The organism is Actinacidiphila yeochonensis CN732 (assembly GCF_000745345.1).
Lineage (GTDB): Bacteria > Actinomycetota > Actinomycetes > Streptomycetales > Streptomycetaceae > Actinacidiphila > Actinacidiphila yeochonensis.
Genome location: NZ_JQNR01000005.1, coordinates 4,813,194 through 4,825,649 on the forward strand (window position 1 = coordinate 4,813,194; position 12,456 = coordinate 4,825,649).

Below are 12,456 nucleotides of genomic sequence, written 5' to 3' on the forward strand. Positions count from 1 at the left end.
CGTGGAGATCCGCAGGCCTGTTCGTGCTGGCTCTGTGACGGGGATGTGGATGCGCGCGTGGGGTCGGTGGGTTCGGAGGGTGTCGCTGACGGTCTCTTTGGGGCTGGTCGCGGGGGGCGTGGTTCCAGCCGGAGCCACCTTTGCCCAGGGCGTCGCCACGGCCGCTTCGCGGGTGGTGGCCGGTTCGGTGCCCGCACAGCGTTCGGGGACGGCGGCCGGCCGTAGCCACACAGCGTCGAGCGACGCGACCGCGGCTGCCGACACGCTCGGCGCGAAGGGTGCCGTTCCCTCGCCCGAGGGCGCCCTGCCGCCGGAGCGGGACGCCGAGCCTGTGGCCCTGCCCGGCAAGGCGGCGGCTCAGCCCGACCGCGTGGAGGTGCTGCCCGTCGAGGCGAAGGCGCAGCCGCGCGGATACGACGCGGCCACCAGCCATGAGGTGACCGGTCAGCGGGGGAAGAACGTCCAGACCTTCGCCAACGCCGACGGCACCTACACCACCCGGGTGTACAAGGACCCGACGTTCTACAAGGCGTCCGACGGTTCGTGGGAGCCGGTGGACACCACGGTCAGTGCGCGGTCCGTGGAGCGCAGCGCCTGGACCACCGGCCCGATGACGACCGACTCGGGCTGGGCGGTGGACGACAGCCAGAGTCCGCTGCGCTTCGCCCCGACGGCTGCGGGTGAGTGCGTGGTGACGATGCGTCTGGACGGCTCCCACGCGGTGGGCTACGGCGTGGCCGGGGCGGCGGCCGTCCCGGGCCGCGCCTCCGGGGACACCGTCTCCTACGCCGACGCGCGCCCCGGTGCGGACCTGGCACTCAGGGCGACCGCCGGCGGGGTCAAGGAGGACATCGTCCTGAAGTCGGCGGACGCGCCGGCGGACTGGGTCTTCCCGCTGCGTCTCGAAGGGCTGACCGCGTCCCAGGCGGTTGACGGCTCGGTGGTGTTCAGCGACGAGAGCGGCAAGGAGCGCGCTTCCCTCCCCAAGGGCTGGATGGAGGACTCAGCCGTCGATCCCCGTTCCGGGGACGGTGCGATATCCACTGGTGTGACGCTCTCCCTTGTGACGTACCGGGGTGCGCCCGCGGTGCGGATGCACGCGGACGAGACGTGGCTGCACGACTCGGCGCGGGTCTTCCCGGTGCGGATCGATCCCAGTGTCAGCAGTGCCGACGACAACTCCGACACCTACGTGGAGTCCCCGTACGACCAGGACTTCTCCGGTGACCTCGAGCTGAAGGTCGGCACGTACGACGGGGGCGCCCACAAGGCCAACGCCTTCATGAAGTTCGACAGCGTGAGCACCTCCCTGAAGAACGAGTACGTGCTCGGCGCGCAGCTGTACATGTACAACACGTGGGCCTACTCCTGCACCGCGGCGTCGGTGAGCGCCTACCCGGTCACCCAGTCGTGGACGTCCACCTCCGCCACCAGCTATCCGGGCCCTTCGGTGGGTTCGGCGCTGGGCAGTGCGAGCTTTGCCCGGGGCTGGCGGCCGGACGGGACGACGTCCTCGTCGTGCCCTTCGAAGTGGGAGCCGGTCACCCTGGGCACGGGTGGTCAGAGCCTCGTCGAGGGGTGGACGCACGGCAAGGCCAACTACGGGCTGGCGCTGAAGGCCTCGGCCACGTCGAGTTCCGGCTGGAAGAAGATCGAGAGCGCCAACAACGGCAGCGGCGACCCCTACCTGTCCATCACCTACACCAAGTACGGCGCCTCCTACACGTTGTCCTCCGCTTCGCCGAAGCCGCCGGTCACCGGTTCGCAGGACGGCAAGGTCTCGGTCAAGGTGACCAACCTGGGTACCGACACCTGGACGTCGGGCAACGGCTACAAGCTGGGCTACAAGGTCTACGGCTACTCCAGCGGCAAGCTGGTCGCCACCAACACCGCTGCGGCCGCCATGCCGTCCAGTGTCGCGCCCAACGCGTCGATCACCCTGAACCCCGCGATCAAGGCCCTGCCCCCGGGCAAGTACCTGATCGACTGGGACATGTACGCGGGCAGCACCGCCTTCTCCTCGCAGGGCGTCCCGGTCGGCAAGATGGCGCTGACGGTGCCGGCGGTGGCGCCCACCGTGAGCAACGTGCTTCCGCCGAGCGGCTACTCCGCGCAGACGCTGTCGCCGCAGCTCACGGTCGTCGCGTCCGACAACAACGGCGCGGGCCTGACGTACCGTTTCACCGTGCTGGACGGCACCACCACGGTGGCCGACTCCGGTGCGATCACCGACCACCTGTGGACCGTGCCGCAGACCCGGCTCCAGTGGGGCAGGACCTACACCTGGAAGGTCGTGGTCGCCGACTCCCAGGCGTCGCAGACCATCGGCCCGAGCACACTGCTGACCCAGGTGCCGCAGCCTCCGGTGGCCTCGCACCTGGGCGCCACCGGTGGTGACCACGGCTTCAACGCGGAGGTCGGCAACTTCACGACCTCGGCCACCGACGCCTCCGTCGCCACGGTGGGACCCGATCTGACGGTGGGCCGCACGTACAACAGCCTCGACGCCGGCACCTCCCACGCCTTCGGCGCGGGCTGGTCCTCCCGGTTCGACATGAAGGTGACCGCGGACAACGACGGCTCGGGGAACGAGGTGGTCACCTACCCCAACGGCCAGCAGCAGCGATTCGGCCGCAGTTTCATGACGCTGACGCAGATGTTCGGGCTCGGGGACCTGACGGGCGACGGCGTGAACGACATGGCCGCCGTCGACCCGGTCACCGGTGCGCTCTGGCTCTACCCGGGCCCGGACTTCTCCGGCACCGAGCGGGTCAAGATCGGCAACAGCGGCTGGACCGGCATGACACAGCTGACCGGCGGCGACTTCGACGGCGACGGCATCGGCGACGTCGTCGGCGAGCAGTCCAGCACCGGGATCCTGTACCTGTACAAGGGCCGGTCCGACGGCCAGCTCGGCAGCCGGGTCCAGCTCACCACGGGCTGGGGAGGCTACATCGACACCGTCTCCGGCGACTACAGCGGCGACGGCAAGCGCGACCTCGTCGCCGTGGACAGCGCCACCGGATACCTGTGGCTGTGGCCGGGCACGGGCACGGGAACCTTCGGCACCAAGGCGCAGGTCGGCACCGGCTGGCTGCCCTACCGCCTGGTGACCGGCGGCGACTTCAACGGCGACGGCAAGGCGGACCTGCTCGCCGCGAACAGCACCACCGGCGACCTGTACCTATGGGCGGGGCACGGCGACACGAAGTTCGACGCGAAGCTCCAGACCGGCGACAGCTGGAACACCGTCTCCCAGATCGCCTGGGTCGGCGACCAGACCGGCGACGGCGTGGACGACTTCCTCGCGATGTGGACGAACCAGAACCTCTTCCTCTACCAGGGCCCGGCCTTCCCCGGATACACCGCCAAGGGCGTCATCTACGGCAGCTACGTCTCCCCGGCGGGGCAGTTCGCCAGCCTCGTCGGAACGATCAGCGGCGGCTGGCGGCTCACCGACAAGTCGAAGACGGTCTACACCTTCGACCCCGCCGGCCGGCTGGCGAAGATCACCGACCCCGACCGCGTCAGCCAGACCCTGGGCTACGACGGCTCGGGCAGGCTGGCCACCGTCACCAACACCACCTCGGGCCGGTCCCTGCACGTGGCGTGGGACGGCGCCCACATCGGGACCATCGCCACCGACGCGGTGGACGGGTCACCCCTGACGTGGACGTACCACTACACGGGCGACGACCTCACGCAGGTGTGCTCGCCCACGTCGGCCACCGCCTGCACCTCCTACTCCTACGGGACCGGGTCGCACTACCGCACCGACGTGCTCGACGCCTCCCCGAACACCTACTGGCGGATGGGCGAGTCCGCCGACGACGGCGGCACCGACGCCGGCGACGAGGTGGACGTCAACCAGGGCGCCAAGGACGGCACCTACTCCTCCGTCGCCCTGGGCTCCGCCGGTGCGCTCGCCGGCACCGACGCCACCGCGGCCACGTTCAACGGCACCTCCTCGTCGGTACGGCTCCCCGACGGCGCCGTCCAGAACGGCGGCGCCTACCTGACGGCCGAGCTGTGGTTCAAGACCACGAAGCCCGGGCCGCTGCTGGAGTACGAGGACAAGACGCTGGGCTCGACGACCACACCGACGTCCTACGCCCCGGCCCTGTACATCGGAGCCGACGGCAAGCTGCGCGGCCAGTTCGGCAACGGCGTGGTCGAGCCGATCACCACCAGCCGGACCGTCACCGACGGCGCCTGGCACCACGCGGCACTCACCGGTGAGGGCACGGCGCAGACGCTCTACCTGGACGGCGCGCAGGCCGGCACCCTCGACGACACCCCGATCAAGAGCATCGACAAGCCTTACACCCACGTCGGCGCGGGATGGTTCAACACCGGCTGGCCGTCCACGCCCTACACCGCCAAGTACGGCTACTTCGACGGCCAGATCCAGGACGTGGCCCTCTACTACCACCCGCTCGGCGCGCAGGTCGTCCAGGCCCACTACGCGGCCCGGACCGCCGCCGACGAGCTGACCGCGGTCACCCTGCCGAGCGGCAACACCGCCTGGAGCGTGGACTACGACAACGGCGTGGACAGGGTCTCGGACGTCACCGACATGCAGGGCGGCACCTGGCAGCTCGGCACCACCAGCGTCTCCGGTTCCGGCACGGACCTGACCCGTACCGTCACCATCACCGACCCGTCGGGCAACGAGCAGGCGTTCGACTACGACCCCCTCAACGGCGGGCGGACCACCGGGTACTCCCTCACCGACGGCAGCAGCCGCAGCTACACCTACGACACCGGCGGCTTCCTGGCGACGACCACCGACGAGAACGGGCACAGCGTCACCCAGACCAACGACGCCCGCGGCAACACGCTCTCCCGGACCACGTGCCGGGACGAGTCCGCCACGACCTGCTCCACCAGCTACTCCACGTACTACCTGAACACCGCCGACCCGGTGGACCTGCGCAACGACCAGGTCACCGAGGCGCGGGACGCCCGCTCGGCCAGCGCCACCGACGACACGTACCTGACCAGCTACACCTACACCGCCGACGGCCAGGTCGCCTCGGTGACCGGACCGGCCGGCTCCGGATGCCCCACCGGCTGCAGGACCGACCGGACCTACACCGACGGCACCGAGTCCGCGGTCGGCGGCGGCACCGTGCCCGCCGGCCTGCTGAAGACCGCCACCAACGGCCAGAGCGGCGGCACCACCCGCTACGCGTACGACGCGCAGGGCGACCTGGCGAAGACCACCGACCCGGCCGGGCTGGTCACCACCTACAGCTACGACGAGATCGGCCGCACGCTCACCCAGAGCGTGATCTCCGACTCCGTCCCCGCCGGCGCGACCACCACGTACACCTACGACGCCGACGCGCGGATCACCACCAGGACCGATCCCGCGGCCGCCAACGCGGTGGACGGCACCACCCACCAGGCCCGCACCACGTACACCTACACCGACGACGGGCAGGTGCGGTCCGAAACCGTCACCGACCTCACCGGTGGCGACCAGGCCCGCACCACCACCTACGACTACGACTCCCAGGACCGGGTCAACACCGTCACCGACCCCGCCGGGCTGATCACCAACTACGACTACGACCAGTTCGGCAACCGCACCTCGGTCACCACCGGTGTCGGCAGCGACCAGGAGACCGAGACCGACTACACGTACAACCTGCGCGGCGAGCCGACCAGCACCACCCTCAAGGACTGGACCGGCGACCCCGCCGACCCGTCCGACCCGCGGGACCTGGTACTGGAGTCACGGGCCTACGACCCCGCGGGACGCCTGGCCTCCGTCACCGACGCCATGGGCCGCACCACCGCGTACACCTACTACGCCGACGACACCCAGGCCACCGTCACCGCCACCGGCTACCACGACCCGGACACCGGCACCGTCCGCGACATCACCCTGGAGTCCGACACCTACGACGCGGCCGGCCACCTGGTCAAGCAGATCACCGGCGGCAGCAACGCGGTCGAGACCGACTACACCGTGGACCCGGCCGGACGCACCACCCGCACGGTCGTCGACCCCGGCGGCCTGAACCGGGCGGTGACCAACACCTACGACCCCCTCGGCGACGTGGTCACCGCGACACGAACCGGCGGCGGCGCGACCGAGCAGACCGACGCCACCTACGACGCCCTCGGCCGCGCCCTGTCGACCACCGTCCACAACGGCTCCCAGGACCTCACCACCACCTGGACCCGCGACCGCCGCGGCCTGCCGCTGACCATGGTCGACCCGCTGGGCGACACAGCCGGGAACACCGCGGCCGACCACACGACCAGCTACACCTACGACACCCTGGGACGGCTGACCGCCACCGCCCTGCCCGCCGTCCAGAACGAGACGTACGGCCGGCCGCCCGCCACCACGCACCCGACCGACACCCTCGGCTACGACACCTTCGGCGAGCAGACCCAGACCGCCGACCCCGACGGCAACACCAGCACCACCGACTACGACGCCGACGGGCGCGCGACCAACGTCGCCTCCGCGGCCTACACCGCACCCGGCTCCGACACCCCGGCGCACGTCACGGCGACCACCACCTACGACGCGCTCGGCCAGGTGCACACCACCGCCGACGCCTACGGCAACACCACCACCAACACCTACGACCAACTCGGCAACCTCACCCGGCAGACCCAGCCGGGCCTGCTGAACGACGACGGCACCCGCGAGGACGGCGGCACAGCGTCGTTCAGCTACGACCTCGACGGCGAGCAGCTGACCGCGACCGACCCGACCGGCGCGCAGATCCTGGCGACCTACGACGACCTGGGCCGGCAGATCACCTCCACCCAGGTCGAGCGCTACCCCGCGCCGGGCCGGTACCTGACCAGTACCACGCGCTACGACGACGCGGGCAACCTCGTGCGCTCCGCGCAGCCGGGCATGGACGTCACCCTCGACTCCCAGACCACCGTCACCGCCTACGACGCGCTCGGCGAGGCGACCGGTGTCACCGACCCCGACGGCCGCACCGTCCACTTCGGCTACGACCTGGACGGACGTACCGCCAGCACCACCTTGCCCAGCGGCCTGACCACGACGACCGCGTACGACCCGGCAGGCCGCCAGACCGGCACCACCCAGTCCAAGGACGGCACCACCCTGCGCTCGGCGGCCATCGGCTACGACGCCGACGGCAACACCACGAGCATGACCGACTACGCCACCCCGCCGCACACCACCACCTACCGCTACGACGCGGCCGGCCGCCTGACCCAGCAGGTCGAACCGGGCGACGGCGCCACGCCCGTCACCACGACCTTCGGCTACGACCCGGCCGGAAACCGCACCCGGTTCACCGACGGCCGCGGCAACGACACCTGGTACACCGTCAACACCCTCGGCCTGCCCGAGTCGACCATCGAGCCGGCCACCGCGGCCTCGCCCGACGCCGCCGACCGCACCTGGACCACCACGTACGACAAGGCCGGACAGCCCGTCACCGACACCGAACCGGGCGGCGTGAAGCAGACCACCGCGTACGACGCGCTCGGCCGCGTCACCAGCAGCACCGCCACCGGCGGCGGGACCGCGACCAGCGGCCACCTCTACACCTACGACCTGGCCGGCCGGATGCTGACCGCCGCCGACGACACCCAGGCCACCCCCGACACCTTCACCTACAACGACCGCGGCCAGCTGCTCACCGCCACCGGACCCAGCGGCACCAGCTCCTACACCTACGCCGACACAGGCGACATGGCCGCCGGCACCGACGCCGCCGGCACGGCCACCTACACCTACGACAACGCCGGACAGCTGACCGGGGCCGCCGAACCCCTGACCGGTACCGCCCTCAGCTACCACTACGACCAGGACGGCAACCCGGACACCGTTCACTACGGCGCCGGCAACGACACCCGCACCTTCGGCTACGACAGCCTCGACCGGTTGACCAGCGACACCCTCACCACCCCCGGCGGCGCCACCGTCGCAGCCACCGCCTACGGCTACGACACCAACGACCAGCTCACCACCAGGACCACCACCGGCACCGCCGGAGCCGGCACCGACACGTACACCTACGACCCGTCGGGCCGGCTGTCGTCCTGGACCAACGGCACGACCACCACCGAGTACGGGTGGGACGCCTCCGGCAACCTCGTCAAGAACGGCACCACGACCGCCGCCTACGACGAGCAGAACCGCCGCACCAGCGACAGCACCGGCGCCACGTACACCTACACCGCGCGCGGCACCCTCGCATCCGTCACCGGCGGCGACCATCCCCAGACCTACACCTACGACGCCTTCGACCGCATGACCTCGGCCGGCGGCACCGCCTACGCCTACGACGCCCTCGACCGGCTCACGACCCGCGGTACGACCGCCTTCCAGTACGCCGGCGCCTCCACCCAGATCACCTCCGACGGCGCCTCCGCCTACAGCTACGACCCGGCGGGCCACCTCCTCGCCCTCGACCAGGACGGCACCGGCGTCCTCGCCTACAGCAACACCCACGGCGACATCACCGCGACCTTCACCCCCGACGCCACCACCCCGCCACCTCCACCGCCTACGACCCCCTCGGCGCCGTCACCACCCACACCGGCACCACCCCGACCTCGGCTACCAGGGCGCCTGGACCGACCCCTCGACCGGCCACGTCGACATGAACGCCCGCTGGTACGACCCCGCTTCGGACACCTTCGACTCCCGCGACACCTACCAGCTCGACCCCGGCCCCTCCATCCAGGCCAACCGCTACACCTATGCCAACGGCGACCCGCTGGACATCACGGACCCCTCGGGCCACAAGGGCAAGGGCAAGGGGAAGGGCTCCGGGTCGGAGGGCGGAGACGTCCTGTGCGCCCTCTGGGAGGAGTTCGCCCCCCTGTGTGAGGAACTCGGGGGTCTGACCAAGACGGAGACACTCGACCCTTGCGACTACTTTCCCTGCCCGACGCCCTCGACAGGCAACCCGTACCCCGGATCGCCCGACTACAGCCCGACGGTGCCGGGCGGCACCATGGGCAGCGGCTCCCAGCCCATCGGCGGCGGCGGCCCGGGCACCGCGGACGGCCCCACCGGCGGTGGCGGCCGTACCCAGCCCGTCACCCACCACCCGAAGCCGCCGCCGCCCCCGCGGGACCCCTGCGCCCACCAGCACTGCGTCGTCCCCCCGGGCCCCAAGGGCCTCCCGTACTTCGCCCTGCCGGTAAGCCTGACCTCGGTTTCCGGCGCGGTCGCCGTGGGCGAGGACCTCGCCTTGGACGCCGGCGGCTGGGTCATCGACGAAGCCGTCAACGGCCTGACCGACCTCCTCGGCACCTCCAACGACCCCGAGCCCGAGCCCGAGCCCGAGCCGGAGACCGACACCGGCCCTGATTCACGGCGTTCCGATCCTTGCTCCGCGAAACGAGAAGACCGGTTCAACTACGAGCCGGCTCTGGACGGTGCACCCACCGGCGTGACGGCGCTGCTCTGCCCGCAGGACCTCAAGCCCCCGAACTCGCGGGGACCCAGGAAAGGAAGATGGGAGCCGCCGGGCTACGTCTCGCGAAAGGACCGCGGGGGGAACTGGATATTCAATCGTAGCCACATACTGGGTGACCGATTCCACGGAGACTGGCGGAAGGAGAACATCTTCACCGGGTTCAGGGAGATGAACGACCCTGATATGAAGGCGTGTGAGAACGAGATGGCCGACGCTCTCGCAGCCCGGCAGGAGGTGTATTATTCGGGTCAGCTACTGTACGCAAACGGCCGGAAGAATCTTCCGACGGCCATCCAGATGACCGCAGTCACTTCGAAAGGTATTCTCTTCGACGTGACCGTGAAGAATGCGCCCGGAAAGCAGGTGACGTGTTGAGTCTGAGCGGTCTGGAAGAGGCGGTTCCGGGAATCCTGGCCATCCGCTCCGAGGAGCCTCGGGAGATCGACTGGGAATTCATCGGGGAGGAGTTCGGCGTCTCGCTCCCAGCTGACTTCGTCGCACTGTCCGAAGCCTATCCTCGGTTCAGCGTGGATGACTTCCTGGGACTCAACATTCCATCGCCCGGGGAGGAGAAGTATTTCGTCGCGGGCCTGCGGGATCTCCTGGACAACCTGGCGGATCTGGCAGGGAGCCAGATGTCGCACGGCTATGCACCGTTCCCTGCGCCCGGCGGGCTGCTGCCATGGGGGTCGTCGTGCGAAGGGGACGTCCTTTACTGGCGCACAACCGATGGTGACCCCGACTCCTGGACCGTCGTCGTGAGCAGCCATAACGATGACTGGTTCCACTTCCAGGGGAATCTGACAACTTACCTCACCGCCAAGATGAGAAGGTTCCCGCTACCCGACGGCCTGCCGCCCGATTTCCCTGGGGCGACTCCGGTGATTGAAGCCGACTGAGGTCCTCTCGGTGAACCGTTCCGGGCTCGGGAGAGACTTCATTCCGTGAAAGGATTGAGTCATGGCGCGCCCCTCCGCCTATCCCCATCGAGCTGCGCAGACGAGCGGGAATCCGAGGCCGGAACCCCGGAAGCGCGTTAGGGTCCGTGGATGCGTCTCTACCTGTCGTCCTTCCGTATCGGTGATCATCCCGACCGGCTGCTCAAGCTCCTCGGGGCGGAACCCGGCCGGATCGCTGTCATCGCGAATGCCATGGACTCCGCGCCGGACGACGTCCGCCGGGCCGGAGTCGAACGCGAAACCGATGCTCTGGCCGAGCTCGGTCTCGACGCCCGGGAGCTTGATCTGCGGGAGTTCTTCGACGATCGCAGCGGCAGGGTCGAGGTCGTGCTTGAGGCGTTCGCGGCTGTCTGGGTCCGTGGCGGGAACACGTTCGTGCTCCGTTACGCGATGGCCCGCAGCGGAGCTGACACCGCGCTGACCTCGCGGCTTGGCCAGGACACGATCGTCTACGCGGGCTACAGCGCCGGCCCCTGCGTGCTGGCTCCAAGCCTGCGGGGGCTGGAGCTCAGCGACCGCCCTGGAGACGTCACAAAGACCTGGGGCGATGAGCCGGTTTGGGACGGGTTGGGCATACTCGACCACGCCTTCGTCCCGCACGTCGATTCCCCTTGCCACCCCGGAACCGAGGTCTGCGAGCGGGTCGCGGAGCGCTACCGGGCCGACCACATTCCCCACCGCACCCTGAGGGACGGCCAGGTCCTCGTCATCGACGGCGACGAATCGGGAATCATCTGACCGGCACCTCGCCGACGAAGACCGGTACCTCGCCGAAAAGTTCCGCCGAACGCGCCCTCGGCGGGGCGTTTCACCGACCTCCGGGCGGGCTTCAAAGCCATCACCGCCGCCACCGCGACGGCCGTCGTCGTCACCGTCGTCGCCGCCCGCCGAGACGGCCCTGGCCGCCGTCTGCCGTGCACCGCTGAGAACGGACCCGGCTTCGACACCGCTCTGCTCGCTGTGATCCAGACGACCGGACACGCCGTCACCGAAGGCGCAGTGGCGTGCCTTGTCCGTTGGGCCGGCGGTCAGCTGGGCGCCCGGCGTGACGGCGGCGTCGTGCTGGCCGCGGTCCGCGGCCGGGCCCACCGCCACAGCAGTGGCACCGCTTCCCCGCGCCACTGCTGTGGCCGACGGCATCCGTACCGCCGGGGCGCTGGCCCGAGCCGCCGAACAGATCCTGAACACGCCACACCGGTGACGATCACCCCCCCCGCCCCCACTGACCCACACCCCGGCCAACAGCCGTGCCCGTAGCACCTCCGCCAGCTGCGGGCACGGCTGTTGGCGTCACCACACCAGCGATCCGGCGCTACACCAGGCCAGGGCCATGCGTAGACTGGCACGCCCCCTATGCCCCCTATGCTCGGGAGGGTCCACGCGTGAAGGCCGTCATCGCCGCCGCCGGGATGGGCACCCGCTTCTTCCCCGTCGGCAAGACGATCACCAAGGCCATGCTCCCGGTCCTGGACCGCCCGGTCCTGGCCTACGCCGTCGCCGACTGCGTCGCCGCCGGTGCCCGCGAGATCGCCGTCGTCACCGCCCCCGGCGAAGCCGGACGCCAGATCCGCCACTACCTCAGCCACGACCCGGACCTGGAACGCTACTGCGCGAGCCGCGGCTGGCAGGACAAGTACGCGCCGGTAGCCGACCTCCACCGGCAGGCCGACTTCCACTTCATCACCCAGCCCCGCAACGACCGCTACGGCACCGCGGTCCCCGCGATCCTCGCCGCCGACTTCATCGGCGACGACGACTTCCTCCTCGTCTCCGGCGACGACCTCCTCCTGCGCAGCGACGGCGGCCACGACCTCGCCGACCTCGCCGCCGCCCGGACCGCAGCCGGCACCCCCGGCGCCATCGCCGCCGCCACCGTGCCCGGCACGGCCGCCCACCGCTACGGCATCCTCACCCCTCGCACCACCACCGCGAACGGCCGGCAACTCCTCGCCGGCCTCCTGGAAAAGCCCCCTGCCTACGAGCAGCCATCCGCCTACATCAACACCAGCCGCGCCCTGCTCCCCGGCCGCGCCCTACGCCACTTCGAGAAACTGAAC

The 12,456-nt window shown here is 70.3% G+C and carries 5 protein-coding genes; all 5 read left to right on the forward strand.

The genetic code is table 11. From position 1 onward, the window contains the following. The first annotated feature begins 187 nt into the window (after positions 1-187). Complete coding sequence (locus BS72_RS39380) at positions 188-8,845, forward strand: FG-GAP-like repeat-containing protein (RefSeq protein WP_157856385.1); 8,658 nt, start codon at positions 188-190, stop codon at positions 8,843-8,845. A 112-nt stretch (positions 8,846-8,957) separates the two neighbouring features. Then, positions 8,958-9,815 carry a DNA/RNA non-specific endonuclease gene (locus BS72_RS35000; protein ID WP_157856387.1) on the forward strand — a complete coding sequence of 286 codons (858 nt, stop codon included), beginning with the start codon at positions 8,958-8,960 and terminating at the stop codon, positions 9,813-9,815. Beyond that, complete coding sequence (locus BS72_RS35005) at positions 9,809-10,339, forward strand: hypothetical protein (protein ID WP_051951899.1); 531 nt, start codon at positions 9,809-9,811, stop codon at positions 10,337-10,339. The genes BS72_RS35000 and BS72_RS35005 overlap by 7 nt, the downstream gene beginning before the upstream one ends. Positions 10,340-10,489: 150 nt before the next feature. After that, positions 10,490-11,137 (forward strand): Type 1 glutamine amidotransferase-like domain-containing protein, encoded by a 648-nt coding sequence (locus BS72_RS31630; RefSeq protein ID WP_037915437.1) that lies wholly within the window; start codon positions 10,490-10,492, stop codon positions 11,135-11,137. Between the two features lie 644 nt (positions 11,138-11,781). Further along, a partial coding sequence (locus BS72_RS32970) for a sugar phosphate nucleotidyltransferase (RefSeq protein ID WP_051951900.1) occupies positions 11,782-12,456 on the forward strand: 675 nt, incomplete at its 3' end.